Source organism: Pseudomonas fluorescens (genome assembly GCF_041354075.1).
Classification (GTDB): domain Bacteria; phylum Pseudomonadota; class Gammaproteobacteria; order Pseudomonadales; family Pseudomonadaceae; genus Aquipseudomonas; species Aquipseudomonas fluorescens_CE.
In genome coordinates, this window is record NZ_JARZGC010000007.1 from 201,724 (window position 1) to 225,311 (window position 23,588).

Annotated in this window: 22 protein-coding genes; 11 read left to right on the forward strand and 11 right to left on the reverse strand. The window is 62.2% G+C overall.

Features of this window, described 5'->3' with window-relative positions; translation table 11 throughout:
- Positions 1-16: 16 nt before the first annotated feature.
- The 3 genes from dnaN to gyrB are packed head-to-tail and all read left to right on the forward strand — an operon-like array spanning position 17 to position 4,661.
- Positions 17-1,120: a DNA polymerase III subunit beta gene (gene dnaN / locus QIW53_RS11965; protein ID WP_371049821.1), complete on the forward strand. Its 1,104-nt coding sequence runs from the start codon at positions 17-19 to the stop codon at positions 1,118-1,120.
- A 14-nt stretch (positions 1,121-1,134) separates the two neighbouring features.
- Complete coding sequence (recF, locus tag QIW53_RS11970; RefSeq protein WP_192307250.1) at positions 1,135-2,238, forward strand: DNA replication/repair protein RecF; 1,104 nt, start codon at positions 1,135-1,137, stop codon at positions 2,236-2,238.
- 5 nt (positions 2,239-2,243) lie between these two features.
- The gene (gene gyrB / locus QIW53_RS11975) at positions 2,244-4,661 is read left to right on the forward strand and encodes a DNA topoisomerase (ATP-hydrolyzing) subunit B (protein WP_371049822.1); all 2,418 of its coding nucleotides are present in this window, start codon (positions 2,244-2,246) and stop codon (positions 4,659-4,661) included.
- Between the two features lie 220 nt (positions 4,662-4,881).
- Here gyrB and QIW53_RS11980 read toward each other — a convergent pair whose 3' ends face one another.
- The 4 genes from QIW53_RS11980 to glyQ all read right to left on the reverse strand — a co-directional run bounded on the left by QIW53_RS11980 (position 4,882) and on the right by glyQ (position 9,291).
- Positions 4,882-5,661: a lysophospholipid acyltransferase family protein gene (locus QIW53_RS11980; protein ID WP_371049823.1), complete on the reverse strand. Its 780-nt coding sequence runs from the start codon at positions 5,659-5,661 to the stop codon at positions 4,882-4,884.
- An 81-nt stretch (positions 5,662-5,742) separates the two neighbouring features.
- On the reverse strand, positions 5,743-6,282 hold the full coding sequence (gene gmhB, locus QIW53_RS11985; protein ID WP_371049824.1) for a D-glycero-beta-D-manno-heptose 1,7-bisphosphate 7-phosphatase: 540 nt from the start codon (positions 6,280-6,282) through the stop codon (positions 5,743-5,745).
- A gap of 4 nt (positions 6,283-6,286) precedes the next feature.
- Positions 6,287-8,341, reverse strand: coding sequence for a glycine--tRNA ligase subunit beta (gene glyS, locus QIW53_RS11990; protein WP_371049825.1), 2,055 nt, complete (start codon positions 8,339-8,341; stop codon positions 6,287-6,289).
- Positions 8,338-9,291 carry a glycine--tRNA ligase subunit alpha gene (gene glyQ, locus QIW53_RS11995; RefSeq protein ID WP_003213601.1) on the reverse strand — a complete coding sequence of 318 codons (954 nt, stop codon included), beginning with the start codon at positions 9,289-9,291 and terminating at the stop codon, positions 8,338-8,340. Before glyQ ends, glyS begins: the two co-directional genes overlap by 4 nt.
- Positions 9,292-9,372: 81 nt before the next feature.
- Here glyQ and tag point away from each other — a divergent pair, with 81 nt between their 5' ends.
- From tag to QIW53_RS12010, 3 genes are all read left to right on the forward strand, one after another.
- Complete coding sequence (gene tag / locus QIW53_RS12000) at positions 9,373-9,930, forward strand: DNA-3-methyladenine glycosylase I (RefSeq protein WP_371049826.1); 558 nt, start codon at positions 9,373-9,375, stop codon at positions 9,928-9,930.
- Positions 9,931-9,970: 40 nt separating this feature from the next.
- Positions 9,971-10,858: a lysophospholipid acyltransferase gene (locus QIW53_RS12005; RefSeq protein ID WP_371049827.1), complete on the forward strand. Its 888-nt coding sequence runs from the start codon at positions 9,971-9,973 to the stop codon at positions 10,856-10,858.
- 71 nt (positions 10,859-10,929) lie between these two features.
- Positions 10,930-11,169, forward strand: coding sequence for a PilZ domain-containing protein (locus QIW53_RS12010; RefSeq protein WP_371049828.1), 240 nt, complete (start codon positions 10,930-10,932; stop codon positions 11,167-11,169).
- Here QIW53_RS12010 and QIW53_RS12015 read toward each other — a convergent pair.
- From QIW53_RS12015 to def, 5 genes are all read right to left on the reverse strand, one after another.
- Complete coding sequence (locus QIW53_RS12015; protein ID WP_371049829.1) at positions 11,160-11,483, reverse strand: tetratricopeptide repeat protein; 324 nt, start codon at positions 11,481-11,483, stop codon at positions 11,160-11,162. The two genes, QIW53_RS12010 and QIW53_RS12015, sit on opposite strands and share 10 nt — an antisense overlap.
- A gap of 83 nt (positions 11,484-11,566) precedes the next feature.
- Positions 11,567-12,940, reverse strand: coding sequence for a Trk system potassium transporter TrkA (gene trkA / locus QIW53_RS12020; protein WP_371049830.1), 1,374 nt, complete (start codon positions 12,938-12,940; stop codon positions 11,567-11,569).
- Positions 12,941-12,961: 21 nt separating this feature from the next.
- Entirely contained in the window at positions 12,962-14,272 is a 1,311-nt protein-coding gene (rsmB, locus tag QIW53_RS12025) for a 16S rRNA (cytosine(967)-C(5))-methyltransferase RsmB (protein WP_371049831.1), read from the reverse strand.
- Positions 14,269-15,228 carry a methionyl-tRNA formyltransferase gene (gene fmt / locus QIW53_RS12030; protein WP_371049832.1) on the reverse strand — a complete coding sequence of 320 codons (960 nt, stop codon included), beginning with the start codon at positions 15,226-15,228 and terminating at the stop codon, positions 14,269-14,271. The genes rsmB and fmt overlap by 4 nt, the downstream gene beginning before the upstream one ends.
- 71 nt (positions 15,229-15,299) lie before the next feature.
- The gene (def, locus tag QIW53_RS12035; protein ID WP_371049833.1) at positions 15,300-15,806 is read right to left on the reverse strand and encodes a peptide deformylase; all 507 of its coding nucleotides are present in this window, start codon (positions 15,804-15,806) and stop codon (positions 15,300-15,302) included.
- 190 nt (positions 15,807-15,996) lie between these two features.
- Between def and QIW53_RS12040 the strand changes: the two genes are divergently transcribed.
- From QIW53_RS12040 to QIW53_RS12050, 3 genes are all read left to right on the forward strand, one after another.
- Positions 15,997-17,022 carry a LysM peptidoglycan-binding domain-containing protein gene (locus QIW53_RS12040; protein ID WP_371049834.1) on the forward strand — a complete coding sequence of 342 codons (1,026 nt, stop codon included), beginning with the start codon at positions 15,997-15,999 and terminating at the stop codon, positions 17,020-17,022.
- A gap of 79 nt (positions 17,023-17,101) precedes the next feature.
- Complete coding sequence (gene dprA, locus QIW53_RS12045; RefSeq protein ID WP_371049835.1) at positions 17,102-18,202, forward strand: DNA-processing protein DprA; 1,101 nt, start codon at positions 17,102-17,104, stop codon at positions 18,200-18,202.
- Between the two features lie 54 nt (positions 18,203-18,256).
- On the forward strand, positions 18,257-18,814 hold the full coding sequence (locus tag QIW53_RS12050) for an L-threonylcarbamoyladenylate synthase (RefSeq protein ID WP_371049836.1): 558 nt from the start codon (positions 18,257-18,259) through the stop codon (positions 18,812-18,814).
- Positions 18,815-18,940: 126 nt separating this feature from the next.
- On the opposite strand, the gene QIW53_RS12055 is transcribed toward QIW53_RS12050, so the two are convergent.
- Entirely contained in the window at positions 18,941-19,918 is a 978-nt protein-coding gene (locus QIW53_RS12055) for an NADPH:quinone reductase (protein WP_371049837.1), read from the reverse strand.
- Positions 19,919-20,097: 179 nt separating this feature from the next.
- On the opposite strand from QIW53_RS12055, the gene hemF reads away from it, so the two are divergent.
- Positions 20,098-21,012 (forward strand): oxygen-dependent coproporphyrinogen oxidase, encoded by a 915-nt coding sequence (gene hemF / locus QIW53_RS12060; protein ID WP_371049838.1) that lies wholly within the window; start codon positions 20,098-20,100, stop codon positions 21,010-21,012.
- Positions 21,013-21,025: 13 nt separating this feature from the next.
- Positions 21,026-21,847, forward strand: coding sequence for a shikimate dehydrogenase (aroE, locus tag QIW53_RS12065; protein ID WP_371049839.1), 822 nt, complete (start codon positions 21,026-21,028; stop codon positions 21,845-21,847).
- Between the two features lie 121 nt (positions 21,848-21,968).
- Here aroE and QIW53_RS12070 read toward each other — a convergent pair whose 3' ends face one another.
- Complete coding sequence (locus QIW53_RS12070; RefSeq protein WP_371049840.1) at positions 21,969-23,537, reverse strand: SulP family inorganic anion transporter; 1,569 nt, start codon at positions 23,535-23,537, stop codon at positions 21,969-21,971.
- Positions 23,538-23,588: the final 51 nt, after the last annotated feature.

The following is a 23,588-nucleotide window of genomic DNA, read 5'->3' on the forward strand; positions in this document are numbered from 1 at the left end:
GGCAAGGGACTAGACCATGCATTTCACCATTCAACGCGAAGCCCTGTTGAAACCCCTGCAACTGGTCGCAGGCGTCGTCGAGCGCCGCCAGACCTTGCCGGTGCTCTCCAACGTGCTGCTGGTTGTCGAAGGCCAGCAACTGTCGCTGACCGGTACCGATCTGGAAGTCGAGCTGGTCGGTCGTGTCGAACTTGAAGAGCCTGCTGATCCAGGTTCCATCACCGTGCCGGCGCGCAAGCTGATGGACATCTGCAAAAGCCTGCCGAACGAAGCCCTGATCGACATCAAGGTCGACGAGCAGAAGTTGGTAGTCAAGGCTGGCCGTAGCCGCTTCACCCTGTCGACGTTGCCTGCCAACGATTTCCCGACAGTGGAAGAAGGCCCGGGCTCGCTGACCACCAGCCTGGAGCAGAGCAAGCTGCGTCGCTTGATCGAACGCACCAGCTTTGCCATGGCTCAGCAGGATGTGCGCTACTACCTCAATGGCATGTTGCTCGAGGTGGCCACCGGTGTCATCCGCGCCGTGGCCACCGACGGACACCGACTGGCGATGTGCTCGATGCAGGCCGATATCGGTGAGCAGGAGCGTCACCAGGTGATCGTACCGCGCAAAGGCATCCTTGAACTGGCGCGCCTGCTCACCGAACCGGATGGCAATGTCAGCATCGTCCTGGGCCAGCACCATATTCGCGCCACCACCAGCGAGTTCACCTTTACCTCGAAGCTGGTCGACGGCAAGTTCCCGGATTACGAGCGTGTACTGCCCAAGGGCGGCGATAAAGTGGTGCTGGGTGACCGCCAGGCATTGCGCGAAGCGTTCAGCCGTACTGCGATTCTGTCCAACGAAAAATATCGTGGCATCCGTCTGCAACTGGCCAATGGTCAGCTGAAAATCCAGGCCAACAACCCGGAGCAGGAGGAAGCGGAAGAAGAGGTTGGCGTTGAGTACAACGGCGGTAACCTGGAGATCGGTTTCAACGTTAGCTACTTGCTCGATGTATTGGGCGTGATGACCACCGAGCAGGTCCGCCTGATCCTGTCCGACTCCAACAGCAGTGCGCTGGTGCAAGAGTCCGACAATGATGACTCGGCCTACGTCGTCATGCCGATGCGTCTGTAATCAGCAGAAACTAGATGTCCTTAAGTCGCGTCTCGGTCACCGCGGTGCGCAATCTGCACCCGGTGACCTTCTCCCCCTCCCCCCGCATCAACATTCTTTACGGCGCTAACGGCAGCGGCAAAACCAGTGTTCTGGAAGCCATTCACCTGCTGGGGCTTGCCCGCTCGTTTCGCAGCACCCGTCTGTTGCCCGTCATCCAGTATGAGCAACTGGCGTGCACGGTGTTTGGCCAGGTTGAATTGGCCGAGGGTGGGCAGAGCGCTTTGGGCATTTCCCGAGATCGCCAAGGCGAATTCCAGATCCGCATCGACGGGCAGAACGCCCGCAGCGCTGCTCAGCTGGCAGAGATCCTGCCTTTGCAACTGATCAACCCGGACAGCTTCCGCTTGCTGGAAGGCGCGCCGAAAATTCGCCGACAGTTTCTCGACTGGGGTGTGTTCCACGTGGAACCGCGATTCATGTCGACCTGGCAACGCTTGCAGAAGGCCCTGCGCCAGAGAAACTCTTGGCTGCGACATGGTACACTTGACGCCGTTTCGCAAGCGGTTTGGGACAGGGAACTGTGCCAGGCCAGCGCTGAAATCGATGAATACCGCCGCGCCTATATCAAAGCCTTGAAACCAGTCTTTGAACAGACCTTGAGCGAATTGGTTGAGCTCGAGGGTTTGACGCTCAGCTACTACCGAGGCTGGGACAAGGATCGCGAGTTGAGTGCCGTGCTCTCCGGTTCCCTGCAGAGGGATCAGCAAATGGGTCACACCCAGGCCGGACCACAGCGTGCTGATTTGCGCCTCCGATTGGGTGCGAACAACGCAGCGGACATATTGTCCCGCGGTCAGCAGAAGCTGGTGGTCTGTGCATTGCGGATTGCCCAGGGGCATCTGGTCAGCCAGGCCCGGCGCGGGCAGTGTATTTATCTGGTGGATGACTTGCCGTCCGAGCTGGACGAGCAGCACCGTCGCGCGCTTTGCCGCTTGTTGGAAGACTTACGCTGCCAGGTGTTCATCACCTGTGTAGATCACGAATTATTGAGGGACGGCTGGCAGACGGAAACGCCGGTCGCTCTGTTCCACGTGGAACAGGGCCGTATCACCCAGACCCACGACCATCGGGAGTGAAGGCATTGAGCGAAGAAAATACGTACGACTCATCGAGCATTAAAGTGCTGAAAGGCCTGGATGCCGTGCGCAAACGTCCCGGTATGTACATTGGTGACACTGACGATGGCAGCGGTCTTCACCACATGGTGTTCGAGGTGGTCGATAACTCGATCGACGAAGCTTTGGCCGGCCACTGTGACGACATCAGCATCATCATTCACCCGGACGAATCCATCACCGTTCGCGACAACGGTCGTGGCATCCCGGTAGACGTGCACAAGGAAGAAGGCGTTTCCGCAGCTGAGGTCATCATGACCGTGCTGCACGCCGGCGGTAAGTTCGACGACAACTCCTACAAGGTATCCGGCGGTCTGCACGGCGTAGGTGTGTCGGTCGTGAACGCCTTGTCCGAAGAACTGGTCCTGACCGTTCGCCGTAGCGGCAAGATCTGGGAACAGACCTACGTTCACGGTGTGCCGCAGGCACCGATGGCCATCGTTGGCGACAGCGACACCACGGGCACCCAGATCCACTTCAAGGCTTCCAGCGAAACCTTCAAGAACATTCACTTCAGCTGGGACATCCTGGCCAAGCGCATTCGTGAACTGTCCTTCCTCAACTCCGGTGTCGGTATCGTCCTCAAGGACGAGCGCTCCGGCAAGGAAGAGCTGTTCAAATATGAAGGCGGCTTGCGTGCGTTCGTTGAGTACCTGAACACCAACAAGACCGCGGTCAACCAGGTGTTCCACTTCAACATCCAGCGTGAAGACGGCATCGGCGTCGAAATCGCCCTGCAGTGGAACGACAGCTTCAACGAGAACCTGTTGTGCTTCACCAACAACATTCCACAGCGCGATGGCGGTACTCACCTGGTGGGCTTCCGTTCGGCGCTGACGCGTAACCTGAACAACTACATCGAGCAGGAAGGCCTGGCCAAGAAGCACAAGGTCGCCACCACCGGTGATGACGCCCGTGAAGGCCTGACCGCGATCATCTCGGTGAAGGTGCCTGATCCGAAGTTCAGCTCCCAGACCAAAGACAAGCTGGTCTCTTCCGAAGTGAAGACGGCGGTCGAGCAGGAAATGGGCAAGTACTTCTCCGACTTCCTGTTGGAAAACCCGAACGAAGCCAAACTGGTCGTCGGCAAGATGATCGACGCGGCGCGTGCCCGTGAAGCCGCCCGTAAAGCGCGCGAGATGACTCGCCGCAAAGGCGCGCTGGACATCGCTGGCCTGCCGGGCAAGCTGGCTGACTGCCAGGAAAAGGACCCTGCCCTTTCCGAACTCTACCTGGTGGAAGGTGACTCCGCTGGCGGTTCCGCCAAGCAGGGTCGTAACCGTCGGACCCAGGCCATCCTGCCCCTCAAGGGCAAGATCCTGAACGTGGAGAAGGCGCGTTTCGACAAGATGATCTCTTCCCAGGAAGTGGGCACCTTGATCACTGCGCTGGGCTGCGGCATTGGTCGCGAAGAGTACAACATCGACAAGTTGCGTTATCACAACATCATCATCATGACCGATGCTGACGTCGACGGTTCGCACATCCGTACCCTGCTGCTGACCTTCTTCTTCCGTCAGTTGCCGGAGTTGATCGAGCGTGGCTACATTTATATCGCCCAGCCGCCGCTGTACAAGGTCAAGAAAGGCAAGCAAGAGCAATACATCAAAGACGACGACGCCATGGAAGAGTACATGACGCAGTCGGCCCTGGAAGATGCGAGCCTGCACCTGAACGAAGACGCCCCGGGCATCTCCGGTGAAGCGCTGGAACGTCTGGTGAACGACTTCCGCATGGTCATGAAGACCCTCAAGCGTCTGTCGCGCCTGTACCCGCAGGAGCTGACCGAGCACTTCATCTACCTGCCGGCCGTCAGCCTGGAAAAACTCGGCGACCACGCCGCGATGCAGGAATGGCTGACCCAGTATGAAACTCGACTGCGCACCGTCGAGAAATCGGGCCTGGTCTACAAGGCCAGCCTGCGTGAAGACCGCGAGCGTGGCGTGTGGCTGCCGGAAGTCGAACTGACTTCCCACGGACTGTCGAGCTACGTCACCTTCAACCGCGACTTCTTCGGCAGCAACGACTACAAGACCGTCGTTTCGCTGGGGGCACAGTTGAGCACCCTGCTCGACGAAGGTGCCTACGTCCAGCGCGGCGAGCGCAAGAAAGCCGTCACCGAGTTCAAGGAAGCCCTTGAATGGCTGATGACTGAAAGCACCAAGCGTCACACCATTCAGCGATACAAAGGTCTGGGCGAAATGAACCCGGATCAGCTGTGGGAAACCACCATGGACCCAAGCGTACGCCGGATGCTCAAGGTGACCATCGAAGACGCCATTGGCGCGGATCAGATCTTCAACACCCTGATGGGTGATGCGGTCGAACCTCGTCGTGACTTCATCGAGAGCAATGCCTTGGCGGTGTCCAACCTGGATTTCTGATCCTGGGCAACCCGCAAAACAAAAAAGGCCAGCGCATTGCGCTGGCCTTTTTTATGGCAAAAAACCGGCGCTTGGTAGGCCGGTGTTCCGAAGCGTCAGAAAAAAGTTATGCACGTTTTTCCGAATTTTATGACTCGTAGAAATATATATATAAATCAGTGGTTTAAAGACGTTTCAGCGAAGATATCCGAGAAACAGTACACAGCTTATCCACAAATCATCAGCTAACCATTTCATTGTCGGTGCCCGGCGCTTGCGGCAGCGGTGGAAGCGCGCCAATGTCCCGCTGCATCTGCTCGTTCCAGCCCTGAACCCGATCATTGAGCTCGGCAATCGCACGGGGACCGCTGCCCTCCGCGAACATTGGCTTGCCGATGAGGACGGTGATCACGCCCTGCTTCTTGGCCCAGCCGGTTTTCGGCCAGAATTTGCCGGCGTTGTGCGCAATGGGCAGTACGGGAAGCCCGGCGTTGACCGCCAGTGCGGTGCCGCCACGGGAGAACTTGCCGATCGAGCCGTAGGGGACGCGTGTACCTTCAGGGAAGATCAGCACCCAGACGCCATCCTTGAGCAGTTCGTCGCCTCGCTTGGCCACTTGCTTGAGCGCCGCTTTCGGGTTGTCGCGATCGATGGCGATCGGTCGCAGCATGGCCATGGCCCAGCCGAAAAAGGGCACGTACAGCAGCGAGCGCTTGAGCACTTGGCTCAACGGCTCGAAGTAGGCCGAGATGAAGAACGTTTCCCAGGTGCTCTGATGATTCGACTGAATCACGCAGGGCTGCTCGGGCACGTTTTCGGCGCCTTTGACTTCGTAACGGATGCCCAGAAACACCTTGCTCAACCACAAGGCGCAACGGCACCAGTACACGTTGATGAAACGATAGCGCGCCCTGAATGGCAGGAACGGCGCGATAAAAAAGCTCAGGCTGCACCAGAGCAAGGAGCTGGTGCCCAGCAGCAGGTAAAAGAGGAAAATTCTGATGGCCTGCAGTATCGACATGGCGACGTTTACCGTGCGGGCTTTGCCCGTCTATATAAAGCGCACTCCCGAACAATCCCTGGTCAGGAACTCGAAAGCACTCTAATTGTGGATAAGTTGCGCGGCAACCGCCGCAAGGTCGTCAAAAATCAGGGTGCCCACCGGCAGTGCCTTGGCTGACGTCTTCTCGCCTTTTCCGGTCTTCACCAGAACGGGCTGAGAATCGACGGCTTTGGCGGCTTCCAGGTCACCGAGACTGTCGCCGACGAACCACAGGTTCGCCAGCGGGACGTCGTAATGGGCGGCGATGGTTTTCAACATCCCCGGTTTCGGCTTGCGGCATTCGCAGCCTTCGTCCGGCCCGTGCGGGCAGTAGACGATCAGCCCGACCTCACCGCCCTGCTCCGCCACCAGCGCGCGCAAGCGCTCGTGCATGGCGTCGAGGGTGGCGAGGTCGTAATAGCCGCGAGCGATGCCCGACTGGTTGGTAGCGACCGCTACCGTCCAGCCGGCCTTGCTCAACTGCGCGATGGCTTCGATCGAGCCGGGCAGTGGAATCCACTCTGCCACCGACTTGATGTAAGCGTCGGAGTCGTAGTTGATCACCCCGTCCCGATCGAGAATCAGCAATTTCAACAGCAACCCCTCAACCCAGCAGCGAGATGTCGGCGACGCCGAGGAACAGCCCGCGCAGACGCGACAGCAACGCATAACGGTTGGCGCGCACATTGGCGTCATCCGCGTTGACCATCACGGCTTCGAAGAACGCATCCACCGGTTCGCGCAACGCGGCCAGGCGTGCCAGCGATTCGCTGTACTGACGGGCAGCGGCCATCGGCTGAACCGCCTGGTCCGCCTGCTGGATCGCCGAATACAGCGAGAACTCGTTGGCGTTGTCGAAGTACTTGGCTTCCACGACGCTCGGAACCGAGCCTTCCACCTTGCTCAGCAGGTTCGACACACGCTTGTTCACCGCCGCCAGGGCTGCCGCTTCCGGCAATCGGCGGAAGGCCTGAACCGCTTGCACACGCTGGTCGAAGTCCAGCGCCGAGCCCGGCTTCAGAGCGCGAACCGACAGGTAGGTGGCCACGTCGACGCCTTCGTCTTCGTAGCGCGCACGCAGGCGGTCGAAGATGAACTCCAGCACCGCGTCGTTCAGGCCGGCAACCTTGACCTTGGCACCAAACGCATTGACGGCGAATGCCACCGCGTCGTTCAGGTCCAGATCCAGCTGTTTCTCGATCAGGATGCGCAGCACGCCCAGCGCGGCACGGCGCAACGCGTAGGGGTCCTTGCTGCCGGTGGGCAGCATGCCGATACCGAAGATACCGACGAGGGTGTCGAGCTTGTCGGCGATGGCCACGGCCGCACCGGTCAGGGTCGTCGGCAATTCAGCGCCGGCACCGCGCGGCATGTATTGCTCGTTCAGTGCCAGGGCGACGTCTTGCGGCTCGCCATCGTTGACGGCGTAGTAGTAACCGGCAACGCCCTGCATTTCCGGGAACTCGCCGACCATCTCGGTCGCCAGGTCGCACTTGGACAGCAGGCCGGCGCGCGCCGCCCAGGATGCATTGCCGCCAATGCGCGCCGCAATGTAGGCGGCGAGTTTGGAAACGCGCTCGGCCTTGTCATAGACGCTGCCGAGTTTTTCCTGGAACACCACGTTCTGCAGGCGCTGGTTGAAGTCTTCGAGTTTCTGCTTCTTGTCCTGCTTGAAGAAGAACTCGGCATCGGTCAGGCGTGGGCGAACCACTTTCTCGTTACCGGCGATGATCTGTTGCGGGTCCTTGCTTTCGATGTTGGCCACGGTAATGAAACGTGGCAGCAGCTTGCCGTCGGCGTCCAGCAGGCAGAAGTACTTCTGGTTGTCCTGCATGGTGGTGATCAGCGCTTCCTGCGGCACGTCGAGGAAGCGTTCCTCGAACGAACACACCAGCGGCACCGGCCATTCCACCAGTGCGGTCACTTCGTCGAGCAGCGCCGGTGGCACGATGGCGGTGCCTTCCTGACGGGTGGCCAGCTCTTCGGTGCGCTTGCTGATGATCTCGCGGCGCTCGTTGGCGTCGGCCAGCACGTAGGCGGCACGCAGGTCGGCCAGGTAGCTGGACGGCGAACCGATGCGCACTTTTTCCGGGTGGTGGAAGCGGTGGCCACGAGAATCGCGACCGGCCTTCTGGGCCAGGAGGGTGCAGTCGATGACCTGGTCACCGAGCAGCATCACCAGCCATTGGGTCGGACGCACGAACTCTTCCTTGCGCGCGCCCCAGCGCATGCGCTTCGGGATCGGCAGGTCGTTCAGCGAGTCTTCGACGATGGTCGGCAACAGGCTGGCGGTCGGCTTGCCGGCGATGTTCTGGCTGTAGCGCAGTTTCGGCCCGCTCTGGTCGATTTCGCTCAGCTCGACCCCGCACTTCTTGGCAAAGCCCAGGGCGGCCTGGGTCGGGTTGCCATCGGCATCGAACGCGGCCTGGCGAGGCGGGCCGTCGAGGTTGATGCTGCGATCCGGTTGCTGGGTGGCCAGCGAAGTGATCAGCACCGCCAGGCGACGTGGCGCGGCGTAGACGGTCTTGGTCTCGTAGTTCAGGCCAGCGCTTTGCAGGCCCTTGTCGATACCGGCCAGGAACGCTTCGGCCAGGGTGTTCAGGGCCTTGGGTGGCAGTTCTTCGGTGCCCAGTTCAACCAGGAAATCTTGAGCACTCATTGTGCAGCCTCCAGCTTGGCCAGTACTTCGTCACGCAGGTCCGGGGTCGCCATCGGGAAGCCCAGCTTGGCACGCGCCAGCAGGTAGGCTTGCGCAACGGAACGCGCCAGGGTGCGTACGCGCAGGATGTATTGCTGACGCGCGGTCACCGAGATCGCCCGGCGCGCGTCCAGCAGGTTGAAGGTATGAGAAGCCTTCAACACCATTTCGTAGCTCGGCAACGGCAGTGGCTGGTCGAGTTCGATCAGGCGCTTGGCTTCGCTTTCGTAGAAATCGAACAGCTCGAACAGCTTCTCGACGTTGGCATGTTCGAAGTTGTAGGTGGACTGTTCCACTTCGTTCTGGTGGAACACGTCGCCGTAGGTCACCTTGCCAAACGGGCCGTCAGCCCAGACCAGGTCGTAGACCGAGTCCACGCCCTGCAGGTACATGGCCAGGCGCTCCAGGCCGTAGGTAATCTCGCCGGTGACCGGGTAGCATTCGATGCCGCCGGCTTGCTGGAAGTAGGTGAACTGCGTCACTTCCATGCCGTTGAGCCAGACTTCCCAGCCCAGGCCCCAGGCGCCCAGGGTTGGCGATTCCCAGTTGTCTTCGACGAAGCGGATGTCGTGGACCAGCGGGTCCAGGCCGACGTGCTTGAGGGAACCCAGATACAGCTCCTGGAAATTGTCCGGGTTGGGCTTCAGGACCACCTGGAACTGGTAGTAGTGCTGCAGGCGGTTCGGGTTTTCGCCGTAGCGGCCGTCAGTCGGACGACGACTGGGCTGCACATAAGCGGCGTTCCAGGTTTCCGGGCCGATGGCGCGCAGAAACGTGGCGGTGTGGAAAGTCCCGGCGCCTACTTCCATATCGTAGGGCTGAAGTACCACGCAACCTTGCTCGGCCCAGTATTGCTGGAGCGCGAGGATCAAGTCTTGGAAGGTACGCACGGCTGGCGTAGGCTGGCTCACGAAATTCACCTGTTTCTTGGGCTGCGATTTAAAGAGCGGGAGTATACCCGATTCACGACTGCGCACGCCCCCTGGAGCCTTATGCCACGCTGCTTTTGGTGTTCCGAAGATCCGCTGTACATGGCTTATCACGATCAGGAGTGGGGTACGCCGCTGCGCGATGCGCAGGGTTTGTTCGAGTTGCTTTTGCTCGAAGGGTTCCAGGCCGGCCTGTCGTGGATCACCGTACTGCGCAAACGCGAGCATTATCGCCGGGTGCTGTTCGGCTTCGACGTACAGCGCGTGGCGCAGATGAGTGACGCAGAGATCGATGAGCTGATGCTCGACCCGGGCATCATCCGCAATCGCCTCAAGCTCAATGCCGCCCGGCGCAACGCCCAGGCCTGGCTGGCGCTGGAGGACCCCGTCGGGCTGCTCTGGTCTTTCGTCGACAATGTGCCGAAGATCAACCATTTCAAGGACCGCAGCGAAGTGCCGGCCATCACGCCCGAGGCGATGCAGATGAGCAAGGGCCTGAAAAAGGCCGGCTTCACCTTCGTTGGGCCGACCATCTGCTACGCATTGATGCAGGCGTCGGGCATGGTCATGGACCATACCCGCGATTGCGATCGCTACGCGACCTTGGCCAACGCCGGTTAGAATGGCCGCCTCGCGCACAGCACAAGATCAGGAGTGACCTGTGGATAAGTTTAAAGGCGCCTTGCTGGTAGGCGCTCTGCGGCTGTTTGCCCTGCTTCCGTGGCGGGCCGTACAGGCCGTGGGCTCGGCCATCGGCTGGGTGATGTGGAAAACCCCGAACCGTTCCCGTGACGTGGTGCGGATCAACCTGGCGAAATGCTTTCCCGGCATGGACCCCGCCGAGCGCGAGCGCCTGGTCGGCCAAAGCCTGAAAGACATCGGCAAGTCGCTGACCGAAAGCGCCTGCGCCTGGATCTGGCCGGCGCAGCGCTCCATCGACCTGGTGCGTGAAGTCGAGGGGCTCGACGTACTCAAGGACGCCCTCGCCTCCGGCAAGGGCGTCGTCGGCATCACCAGTCACCTGGGCAACTGGGAGGTGCTCAATCACTTCTATTGCAGCCAGTGCAAGCCGATCATCTTCTACCGTCCGCCAAAGCTGAAGGCGGTGGATGAGCTGCTGCGCAAACAGCGGGTGCAACTGGGCAACAAGGTCGCCGCCTCCACCAAGGAAGGCATCCTCAGCGTCATCAAGGAAGTGCGCAAAGGTGGTGCAGTGGGCATTCCTGCGGACCCGGAACCGGCCGAATCCGCCGGGATCTTCGTGCCCTTCTTCGCCACGCAAGCGCTGACCAGCAAGTTCGTGCCGAACATGCTGGCCGGCGGCAAAGCGGTCGGCGTATTCCTGCATGCGCTGCGCCTGCCCGATGGTTCCGGTTACAAGGTGATCCTCGAAGCGGCGCCGGAGGCCATGTACAGCACCGATACCGGAGAATCCTGCGCGGCCATGAGCAAGGTGGTCGAGCGCTACGTCGCGGCGTATCCGAGCCAGTACATGTGGAGCATGAAACGCTTCAAGAAGCGCCCGCCGGGTGAAGAGCGCTGGTACTGATCAATTGGCATGATCTGTGGATAAATTTGTCGAGAAGTTTATCCACAGCTGTTGAGGAAAGGGCGCAGTAGATGTCCGAACACCGCAAGTCGTTTCGCATCAAGATCAGCCATGAAAGCTTTGGCGAATGCCTGGGCCAGACACGCAACCTGTCCGCCCTGGGCGTCTACGTCAAGCACCCGGCGTTGTCGACGCTGCCCAAGGGCGCGGTGGTCTACGGGCAGGTACAGGATTTGCCCTCAGGGGCACCGAGGGTAAAGATGGAAGTGGTGCAAGTGGATGCCGAAGGCATCGACCTGCGTTACCTCTGATCAGCGGCCTGACGCTCGAGCTTTTTCAGGAACACCGTCATTTCTTTCTCCGCCTGCTTGTCGCCGTGCGCGCGCGCGGCCTCCAGGCCCTGCTCCCAGGCCTGGCGCGCTGCCGGATAATCCGCCAATCCCAGCTGCGCCTTGCCCAACAGTTTCCACGCCGCCGAATACTTGGGGTCCAGCTCCACGCAGCGGGCAAAGTGCTCGGCCGCCTTGGCGTGTTCACCCAGATCCAGATAACCCTTCCCCAGGCCGAAGCGCAGCAGGGCGTTGTCCACACCCTTGGCGAGCATTTTTTCCAGTGATTCGAGCATTGGTATTCCCTTCTACTTTGTAGGAGCGAGCATGCTCGCTCCTACAGTCAGCGGACCAGTCCAGTCAGCAGCAAAAACCCGGATCAGAAAAAGCTCAACCCCACATGGAACAGCTTCTCTACGTCGCGGATATGTTTTTTATCCACAAGGAACAGAATCACATGATCCCCCGCCGCGATCACCGTATCGTCGTGGGCAATGATCACTTCTTCATCGCGGATGATCGCACCAATCGTCGTTCCCGGCGGCAAACCGATGTTCTCGATGGCCTTGCCGATCACCTTGCTTGACTTGGCATCGCCATGGGCAATCGCCTCGATCGCCTCCGCCGCGCCGCGTCGCAATGAGTGCACACTGACGATATCGCCGCGCCGCACGTGGGCGAGCAAGGTGCCGATGGTGGCCAGTTGCGGGCTGATGGCGATGTCGATGTCGCCGCCCTGGATCAGGTCGACGTAGGCCGGGTTGTTGATGATGGTCATGACCTTCTTCGCCCCCAGCCGCTTGGCCAGCAGCGACGACATGATGTTGGCTTCGTCATCGTTGGTCAGGGCGAGGAAGAGTTCGGCGTCGGCGATGTTCTCTTCCAGCAGCAGGTCGCGGTCCGAAGCGCTGCCCTGCAACACCACGGTGCTGTCGAGGGTGTCCGAGAGGTGACGGCAACGCGCCGGGCTCATCTCGATGATCTTCACCTGATAACGGCTTTCGATGGCTTCGGCCAGCCGCTCGCCGATCTGCCCGCCACCGGCGATGACGATGCGCTTGTAGCTCTCGTCGAGGCGGCGCATTTCGCTCATGACCGCGCGAATGTTGGCCTTGGCGGCGATGAAGAAGACCTCGTCGTCCGCTTCGATCACCGTGTCGCCTTGCGGCAGGATTGGCCGATCGCGGCGGAAAATCGCCGCGACGCGGGTTTCGACATTCGGCATGTGTTCGCGCAATTGACGCAGTTGCTGGCCCACCAGCGGCCCGCCGTAGTAGGCCTTGACCGCCACCAGCTGCGCCTTGCCTTCGGCGAAGTCGATCACCTGCAGCGCGCCGGGATACTGGATCAGGCGCTTGATGTAGTTGGTGACCACCTGCTCCGGGCTGATCAGCACATCCACCGGAATCGCTTCGTTGTCGAACAGCTCGGCGCGGGTGAGGTAGGACGCCTCGCGGACCCGGGCGATCTTGGTCGGGGTGTGGAACAGGGTGTGCGCGACCTGGCACGCGACCATGTTGGTCTCGTCACTGTTGGTCACTGCCACCAGCATGTCGGCGTCGTCGGCACCGGCCTGGCGCAGCACCGTCGGCAGCGAACCACGGCCCTGGATGGTGCGGATGTCCAGCCGGTCGCCGAGGTCGCGCAGGCGTTCGCCGTCGGTGTCGACTACGGTGATGTCGTTGGCCTCGCTGGCCAAGTGTTCCGCCAGCGAACCGCCGACCTGCCCTGCGCCGAGGATGATGATTTTCATCCAGTCACTCCCTTAAACCGGTTAACCGCGTGTGGCGGCGATCTTGATCAGCTTGGCGTAGTAGAACCCGTCGTGGCCACCTTCCTGGGCCAGCAACTGGCGACCGTGAGGTTGCCTGAGGCCGGCGGCGGTGGCGAGGTCCAGTTCGCGGGCGCCCGGCGTGCGGGCGAGGAACGCCTCGATCACCTCGGTGTTCTCGGTTGGCAGTGTCGAACAGGTGGCGTAGAGCAGGATGCCGCCGACTTCCAGAGTTATCCACAGGGCGTCGAGCAGCTCGCCCTGCAGCAGCGCCAGCGCAGCAATGTCGGCTGCCTGGCGGGTCAGCTTGATGTCCGGGTGACGGCGGATCACGCCGGTGGCCGAGCACGGTGCGTCGAGCAGGATGCGCTGGAACGGCTTGCCGTCCCACCAGGCCCGGGTGTCGCGGCCATCGGCGGCGATCAGTTCGGCGCTCAGGCCTAGACGGTCGAGGTTTTCCCGCACCCGCACTAGGCGCTTGGCTTCCAGGTCCACCGCCACCACGCCCGCCAGCGCAGGTTCGGCTTCCAGGATGTGACAAGTCTTGCCGCCCGGTGCGCAGCAGGCGTCGAGCACGCGCTGGCCGGGCGCGAGGTCAAGCAGGTCGGCGGCCAGTTGCGCCGCTTCGTCCTGCACGCTGATCCAGCCTTCGGCGAAGCCCGGCAGGCTGCGCACGTCGGCGGCGGCGTCGAGGATGATGCCGTCGCGGCTGTAGGTGCACGCCGTGGCGGCGATGCCGGCGTCAGTCAGCAACCTCAGGTAGGCTTCGCGCGTGTGATGGCGACGGTTGACCCGCAGGATCATCGGCGGATGGGCGTTGTTCGCCGCGCAGATCGCTTCCCAGTGCTCGGGCCAGAAGGCTTTCAGGGACTTTTGCAGCCAGCGCGGGTGGGCGGTGCGCACCACGGGGTCGCGCTCCAGTTCGGCGAAAATCGTTTCGCTTTCACGCTGAGCGTTGCGCAGCACGGCATTGAGCAGACCCTTGGCCCAGGGTTTCTTCAGTTTGTCGGCGCAGCCGACGGTTTCACTGATGGCCGCGTGGGCGGGGACGCGGGTGTAGAGCAACTGGTAAAGACCGACCAACAGCAACGCCTCGACGTCGGCGTCGGCGGCCTTGAACGGCTTCTGCAGCAGCCTGGCCGCCAGCGCCGACAGGCGCGGCTGCCAGCGCGCGGTGCCGAACGCCAGGTCCTGGGTGAAGCCGCGATCACGATCCTCGACCTTGTCCAGTTGCGTGGGCAGCGAACTGTTGAGTGAGGCTTTTCCGCTAAGCACGGCAGCCAATGCCTTGGCGGCGGCCAGACGTGGGTTCATTGAGCGTCCGCCGCTTGGCCGAGTCGGGTGCCGATGGCGAATTTCTCACGACGGCTGTTGAACAGATCGCTGAAGTTCAGCGCCTTGCCACCGGGCAGTTGCAGGCGGGTCAGACACAGCGCCTGCTCACCACAGGCGATGATCAGCCCGTCCTTGCTGGCGTCGAGGATTTCCCCCGGTTGACCCTTGCCTGGCGCGAGGCTGGCGGCCAGCACCTTCAGCGCTTCGCCGTTGAGCGTGCTGTGGGTGATGGGCCAGGGGTTGAAGGCGCGCACCAGACGCTCCAGCTCGATGGCCGGACGGTTCCAGTCGATGCGTGCCTCGTCCTTGTTCAATTTGTGCGCGTAGGTGGCGAGCTGGTCGTCCTGCACTTCGCCTTCCAGCGTGCCGGCAGCGAGGCCGGCGATGGCCTGGATCACCGCCGGTGGGCCGATTTGCGCCAGACGATCGTGCAGGCTGCCGCCGGTGTCTTCGGCGCTGATGGGTGTGCTGACCTTGAGCAGCATCGGCCCCGTGTCGAGACCCAGTTCCATGCGCATCACGGTCACGCCGCTCTCGCTGTCGCCGGCTTCGACGGCGCGCTGGATCGGCGCTGCCCCTCGCCAGCGTGGCAGCAACGACGCGTGGCTGTTGATGCAACCCAGGCGCGGAATGTCCAGCACCACTTGCGGCAGGATCAGCCCGTAGGCGACCACCACCAGCAGGTCGGGTTTCAGCGCCGCCAGTTCGGCCTGGGCCGCTTCGTTGCGCAGCGTCGGCGGTTGCAGCACCGGGATCCCGTGTTCCTGTGCCAACTGCTTGACCGGGCTGGGCATCAGTTTTTGCCCGCGACCCGCCGGACGGTCTGGCTGGGTGTAGACCGCGACGATCTCGTAAGGGCTGTCGAGCAGGGCCTTGAGGTGTTCGGCGGCGAATTCAGGGGTGCCGGCAAAGACGATGCGCAGTGGCTCAGTCATGGGAAGCTCTCATTTACAAAGCAGTCGCAAAAGAAAAAGGCTTGCCGCAGCAAGCCTTTGAAAGGAGGGCATCAAGCGTTCTGGCGATGGATCTTTTCCAGTTTCTTCTTGATCCGGTCACGCTTGAGGCTGGACAGATAGTCGACGAACAATTTGCCGTTGAGGTGGTCGCATTCATGCTGGATGCACACCGCGAGCAGACCTTCGGCGATCAGTTCGTAAGGCTGGCCGTCGCGGTCCAGGGCCTTGATCCTGACCTTCTGCGGGCGGTCGACGTTTTCGTAGAAGCCCGGCACCGAGAGGCAGCCTTCCTGGTATTGCTCCATCTCGTCGGTCAGGGACTCGAACTCGGGGTTGATGAACACCCGTGGCTCGCTGCGGTCTTCGGAGAGGTCCATCACGACGATACGTTTGTGCACGTTGACCTGGGTCGCGGCAAGGCCGATGCCCGGCGCTTCATACATTGTTTCAAACATGTCATCGACCAACTGACGCACTTCGTCGTCCACTACGGCCACGGGTTTGGCGATAGTCCGCAGGCGCGAGTCGGGGAATTCGAGGATGTCTAGAATGGCCATAAGCTCAACTGATGCACGTGTGAGGTAAAGTCGGGTCGATGGCCTGGCGGGTCTGAAGATGCCGGCTACCGTTGTAAAACGTAGCTCCCTTTTCCAAATAATGAGAAGGTCTCACTCAATAGTGAGCCGGGAGCGGGCCACGAAGGCTCTGGCGTTTCACGTGAACGCACATAATAAAGGGATTCACCGCATGAGGAAATCACTACTCGCCCTGCTCCTTCTGGCCTCGGCCGGTTTCGCGCACGGGCAAGTGCAGCTCAGGGAAGGTTTTCCACAGCAATACACCGTCGTCACGGGCGACACACTCTGGGACATTTCCGGCAAATACCTGCGTGAGCCCTGGAAGTGGCCTGAGCTCTGGCAAGTCAATCCACAGATCCAGAACCCCAACCTGATCTACCCGGGCGACGTGCTGTCGCTGGTCTACGTCGACGGCCAGCCGCGCCTGACCCTCAATCGCGGGGCTTCCCGAGGCACCATCAAGCTGTCGCCACGGGTGCGCAGCTCGCCGGTGGCCGACGCGATCCCGAGCATTCCGTTGCAGGCCATCAACAGCTTCCTGTTGAGCAACCGCATCGTCGACAAGGCCGAGGATTTCGACCAGGCGCCCTACATCGTCGCCGGCGATGCCGAGCGGGTGCTCAGCGGTACCGGGGATCGCATCTTCGCCCGAGGTCATTTCGACCTGAACCATCCGGTCTACGGCATCTTCCGCCAGGGCAAGGTGTACACCGACCCCGACAGCAAGGAGTTCCTGGGCATCAACGCCGACGACATCGGCGGTGGGGAGGTGGTCGCCACCGAAGGCGATGTCGCCACCCTCGCCCTGCAACGCACCACCCAGGAGGTGCGTCTGGGCGATCGCCTGTTCAGCAGCGAGGAGCGAGCGATCAATTCGACCTTCATGCCCAGCGCACCGGCCACCGACATCAATGGCCTGATCATCGATGTACCCCGTGGGGTCACGCAGATCGGCGCGCTGGATGTGGTCACGCTGAACAAGGGCCAGCGCGACGGCCTGGCCGAAGGCAACGTGCTGGTGGTGATGAAGACCGGCGAAACCGTGCGTGACCGGATCACCGGTCAGCCGTTGAAAATTCCCGATGAACGGGCCGGATTGCTCATGGTTTTCCGCACCTACGACAAACTCAGCTATGGGCTGGTGCTCAACGCCTCGCGCTCATTGGCGGTGATGGACAAGGTGCGCAATCCTTAGCCTGCTTCACAACTTACCAACAGAGTTATCCACAGCTTGTTCCCGTTTGTTCGGGGCTTATAACGATCAAGGATGATCCATGTCGCTGTCTGCCGTTACACCGGTTTCCCCTGCGGAACTGGAAGCCCGCTTGCGTCTGCACCGTTTGCCGGAACTGGGGCCTGCGCGTTTCAGAAAGTTGCTCGAAGCCTTCGGTTCGGCCTCCAAAGCCATCGGCGCACCGGCCAGTGCCTGGCGCTCGCTGGGCCTGCCAGCGGCTTGCGCAGAGGCCCGGCGCTGCAGTGAAGTGCGCGATGGCGCCAGCCGCGCATTGGCCTGGCTGGAGCGTCCGGGCCAGCATTTACGCATGTGGGACCAGCCTGACTACCCCGCTCTGCTGGCGGAAATCAGCGACGCACCGCCGTTGCTGTTTGTAGCGGGGGATCCGGGCATCCTGGAAAAACCGCAACTGGCGATGGTCGGCAGCCGTCGTGCCTCACGCCCGGGTATGGACACTGCGGCCGCCTTTTCCCGCAGCCTGGCGGGCGCCGGTTTTGTCATCACCAGTGGCCTGGCGCTGGGGATCGATGCTGCCGCGCATCAAGCCGCTCTGGACGTGGGCGGGCAAACCATCGGTGTCCTGGGCACCGGCCTCGAAAATTTTTATCCACAGCGCAATCGCCGGCTCGCGGACGCCATGGTAGCGACGGGCAGCGCCGTGGTTTCCGAGTTCCCGTTGGAGGCCGGACCCAGCCCGAGCAACTTTCCCCGACGTAACCGGATCATCAGCGGTCTGTCCCTGGGTGTGCTGGTGGTCGAAGCGAGCATCGCCAGTGGTTCGCTGATCACCGCCAGGCTCGCGGCGGAGCAAGGCCGGGAGGTCTACGCGATTCCGGGATCGATCCATCACCCGGGCGCCAAGGGTTGTCACCAGTTGATCCGCGACGGTGCGATGCTGGTGGAAACCATCGAGCATATCCTTGAAGCCTTGCGCGGTTGGCAACGGCTGCCGCTGTCCACCGAGGCGCCGTCAGCCACTCACCCGCTGCTGGCGCTGTTGCATGCAGCGCCCCACACCAGTGAAGCGTTGGCGCACAGCAGCGGTTGGGCGCTGCCCAACGTGCTGGCGGCGTTGACCGAACTGGAAATGGACGGCCGCGCCATCTGCGAAAGCGGACGCTGGTTTGCGCGGGTGAGCTAGGTTTTACAAGGAAGATCGGTAAACTGCGCAGAGCCTTTTTCCGGAGAGTTTTTCATGGTCAACAGTTGGCGGGTGCAACAAGCCGCGCAAGCCGTACGCGCAGGTGCGGTCATCGCCTACCCAACCGAAGCGGTCTGGGGTCTGGGTTGCGACCCGTGGGACGAAGAAGCGGTGGAACGCCTGCTGCTGATCAAGGGCCGTGCGGTGGACAAGGGCCTGATCCTGGTTGCGGACAACATTCGCCAGTTCGATTTTCTCTTCGAAGACTTCCCCGAGCTGTGGATGGATCGCATGGCCAGCACCTGGCCGGGGCCGAACACCTGGCTGGTACCCCATCAGAACCTGCTGCCCGAGTGGATCACCGGGGTGCACGACACGGTCGCGCTGCGGGTCAGCGATCATCCGCTGGTGCGGGATTTGTGTTCGCTGGTCGGGCCATTGGTGTCAACTTCGGCCAACCCGCAAGGCAAGCCGGCCGCTCGCACCCGGTTGCGCGTGGAACAGTATTTCCGCGGGCAGATAGACGGGGTGCTGGGCGGCAACCTGGGCGGGCGCAAGAACCCGAGTGTGATTCGGGATCTGGCGACCGGGAACGTGGTGCGCCCCGGTTGAGACCGGGGCTCTCCCATCGTCGGAACGCCACCCGGAGCCAGCCCGCTCCCACCGTGTTTTGCGGTGTTCACAAAACCTGTGGGAGCGGGCTTGCCCGCGAAGAGGCCAGAACAGGCGATGAAAATCCTACGGCAGTAAAACAGTCGACCCGGTAGTCCGCCGCGCCGACAACTCGGCCTGAGCCTTCGCCGCCTCAGCCAGCGGATACCTCTGGCTGATGTCCACCTTCAGCTTGCCGCTGATGATCATCTCGAACAGCTCATCGGCCATGCGCTGCAGGTTTTCGGCGTTGTTGGCGTAGGTCGCCAGGGTCGGCCGGGTGACGTACAGCGAGCCCTTGGCCGACAGAATCCCCAGGTTCACGCCGTCCACGGCACCCGAGGCATTGCCGAAGCTGACCACCAGGCCGCGAGGCGCCGTGCTGTCCAGCGAGGTCAGCCAGGTGTCCTTACCCACGCCGTCGTACACCACCGGGACCTTTTTGCCGTCGGTCAATTCCAGTACGCGCTGGGCGACGTTTTCATGGCTGTAATCGATGGTTGCCCAGGCACCGTTGGCCTTGGCCAGCGCGGCTTTCTCCGGCGAGCTGACCGTGCCGATCAGCTTCACGCCCAAGGCCCTGGCCCATTGGCAGGCCAGGGAACCGACACCGCCGGCGGCTGCGTGAAACAGAATGGTTTCGCCACCCTTGAGTTCGTAGGTCTGGCGCAGCAGGTACTGCACCGTCAGGCCCTTGAGCATGACACCGGCCGCCTGCTCGAAGCTGATCGCTTCCGGCAGGTGCACCAGGTTGGCTTCCGGCAGCACATGCACATCGCTGTAGGCCCCTAGTGGACCGCTGCCGTAGGCCACGCGATCACCGACCTTGAAACGGGTCACGTCGCTGCCCACCGCCTCGACCACGCCCGCCCCTTCGGAACCCACGCCCGACGGCAAGGCTGGCGGGGGATAGAGGCCACTGCGGTAGTAGGTATCGATGAAGTTCAGGCCGATGGCCTTGTTGGTGACGCGCACTTGCAGCGGGCCGGGCTCGGCCGGTTGGTAATCCACATACTCAAGTACTTCGGGCCCGCCATGGGTGCGGAACTGCACACGCTTTGCCATCGGAATGCTCCTTGGGTCTGGTAACCGGGTTGAACTGCCAAGCCCCCTATCGGACTCCTAAGCTTGATCTTCGTCAACTGCGACGCGGGCGCCGGCGATGTTATGCTACGCGCCCATTTGCGCCGGCCCCCTGCTCCGATGGAGCGCCGCGTAGTTTTGCCCTGATTCAAGGTGAAGACATGACGACCCGCACCGAGGCCGTAAAAGCCTATCTGCTCGATCTGCAAGACCGCATCTGCGCTGCCCTGGAAGCCGAAGACGGCGGCACGCGGTTCGTTGAGGACGCCTGGACCCGGGCGGCCGGCGGTGGCGGTCGGACCCGGGTGATCGAGAATGGCACTGTCATCGAGAAGGGCGGCGTCAATTTCTCCCACGTCTTCGGCAGCGGCCTGCCGCCGTCCGCCAGCGCCCATCGGCCTGAACTGGCCGGACGCGGCTTCGAGGCGCTGGGCGTCTCGCTGGTGATTCACCCGCACAACCCGCAGGTGCCGACTTCCCACGCCAACGTGCGCTTTTTCATCGCTGAAAAGGAAGGTGAGGAGGCGGTCTGGTGGTTTGGCGGCGGCTTCGACCTGACCCCGTACTATGGCAATGAAGAAGACTGCGTGCATTGGCACCGCGTGGCCGAACAGGCGTGCGCGCCGTTCGGTCCGGATGTCTATTCACGCTACAAAGCCTGGTGCGACAGCTATTTCCACATCAAGCATCGCCACGAACCACGGGGCATCGGCGGGCTGTTTTTCGACGACCTGAACGAGTGGGATTTCGACACCTGCTTCGCCTTCATCCGCGCCATCGGCGACGCCTACATCGACGCTTACCTGCCAATCGTGCAGCGCCGCAAGAATGATGCGTTCACCGCCAAACAGCGCGAGTTTCAGGAATTCCGTCGCGGACGCTACGTCGAGTTCAACCTGGTCTACGACCGCGGCACCCTGTTCGGCCTGCAATCGGGTGGCCGTACCGAGTCGATCCTCATGTCGCTGCCGCCGCAGGTTCGCTGGGGTTATGACTGGAAAGCCGAGCCCGGCAGCGAAGAAGCGCGTCTGACCGAGTATTTCCTGCAGGATCGCGATTGGTTGGCCGAAGCCTGAACGAGGAGTTCTGATGGACCGTTACGTCGTATTCGGTAACCCGATTGGCCACAGCAAATCCCCGCTGATCCACCGCCTGTTCGCCGGGCAGACTGCGCAACAATTGGACTACAGCACTTCGCTGGCGCCGCTGGATGATTTTTCCGAATTCGCCCGGGCGTTTTTCGTGGAGGGTCGCGGGGCGAATGTCACGGTGCCGTTCAAGGAGGAGGCCTTTCGTCTGGCGGACAACCTGACCGCCCGTGCCCAGCGCGCCGGTGCGGTGAACACCTTGAGCAAGCTCGCCGACGGTACGCTGCTGGGCGACAACACCGACGGCGCCGGGCTGGTGCGGGACCTGACGGTCAACGCCGGTTTCAGCCTCAAGGGCAAACGCATCCTGCTGCTCGGTGCCGGTGGTGCGGTGCGCGGCGCGCTTGAGCCGCTGCTGGCCGAACAGCCTGCCTCGGTGATCATCGCCAACCGCACCGTGGAAAAAGCCGAACGGCTCGCGGAGTTGTTCGCCGACCTGGGCCCGGTGTCGGCCAGTGGTTTCGACTGGCTGTGTGAACCGGTGGACCTGATCATCAATGCGACCTCGGCCAGCCTTTCAGGTGAAGTCCCACCGATCGCCGGCAGCCTGGTCGAGCCGGGCAAGACCCTTTGCTACGACATGATGTACGCCAAGGAGCCGACCGCGTTCTGTCGCTGGGCGACGCAGCAGGGAGCGGCGGTGTCGATGGATGGCCTGGGAATGCTTGCCGAACAAGCGGCGGAAGCCTTCTTCCTGTGGCGCGGCGTGCGCCCGGACACGGTGCCGGTGCTGGCGGAGCTGAGGCGGCAGTTGGCCGCATAACCGGACCCTGTAGGAGCGAGCATGCTCGCGATGGTCTCGAGAACGCCACGGGGTGTCAGGCACCCAGCGTTATCGTTGACGACCATCGCGAGCATGCTCGCTCCTACAGGAGTGGCGGTGTTCAATCCTCAAACCGGATCGGGCATTTTTCCGCGCCTTCCAGCTTCCTCAGCTCCTCCACTACCGGTGGCCGCGCGCCGCGCAAGGTCAGGCTGCGCTGCTGGCGCAACAGCCGTCGCGCTTCCTGATGCAGCATCTCCACCCCTGAATAGTCGATGAAGTTGATCTGCTGCGCCTCGATCACCACACGCGCGCCGTGCATCCGTTGCAGCCGCACTTGCAGGTAATGGCTGGCGCCGAAGAAGATCGAGCCGCCGACCCGCAGAATGTCTTCGTCGCCATCGCGCCAATGCTGCACCCGTGGCTGCGAGGTGCGTTTGAGGTAGAAGAACAGCGAGGCCAGCACCCCGGCGTAGATCGCCGTCTGCAGCTCCAGCAACAGCGTGGCGACGCAGGTCAGCGCCATGACCACGAATTCGGCGCGGCTGACCCGCAGCAACGCGCGGATGCCTCGGTGGTCCACCAGGCCCCAGGCGATCAACAGAATGCTGCCGGCCATGGCCGGGATCGGAATGTGCGCGATCAGGTTCGCACCGAAGATCGCAAACAGCGCCACCCACAGCGCCGAGAAGATTCCCGCCAGTGGCGAGCAGGCGCCAGCGTCGAAGCTCAGCCCCGAGCGAGTGAAGGAACCGGCGGACAGCGATCCGGAAAAGAACGCCCCGACGATGTTCGACAAGCCCTGGGCCCGGACTTCCTGGTTGGCGTCGAGCAACTGCTGCGAGCGCGCTGACAGGGAACGGGCAATCGACAGGCTCGTCACCAGCCCGAGCATCCCCACCGCCACGGCGCTGGGCAACAGCCGCAGGATCATGTCCAGGTCCATTGGCAAGGGGCTCAAAGGCGGCAGCCGGCCGACGAAGGCGCTGACCAGGCCAACGTGGCCGAACATCGAAGGCCACAGCCACACCACCAGACCAGCCAGAACCAAGGTGATCAACAAGGTCGGCCAGCGTGGCAGCAGCATTTTCAGGATGACGCCGACCACGACGGTGGCCAGGCCCAGCACCAGCGAGGGTCGATCGACTTCGCCCAGGTGCTGGAACAGCATCATGAAACTGTCCAGCGCCGTGGCCTGGTTCGGCACGTCCAGCCCCAGCAGATTGGGCATCTGGCCGATGGCGATGACCACGGCCGCACCCAGGGTGAACCCCAGTACCACCGAGTGGGAAACGAAGTTCACCAGGGCGCCGAATCGCAGCAAGCCCAGCAACCACTGGAAAATCCCGGCCAGCAACGTCAGCAGCAGGATGAGCGTGATGTAGTCCTTGGACGCCGGTACCGCCAGGGGGCTGACGCTGGCGTACAGGACAATCGAAATGGCCGCCGTCGGGCCGCAGATCAGGTGCCAGGACGAACCCCAGAGGCAGGCGATCAACACCGGGATGATGGCGGCATACAGGCCGTACTCCGGTGGGAGGCCGGCGATCAGCGCGTAGGCAATGGATTGCGGCAGCGCAAGAATGGCGCCGCTGAGGCCGACGATCAGGTCACGACCGACGCTGGCGCGGGTTTGCCGGGGCAACCAGGTGAGGAAGGGAAAGAGTGAATGGCGGCTTGGAAAGGCCATGGGTCCTCTCGGTTGGGGGTTTTGCGCAAGGGTATCAGCAGAAGCACCTGT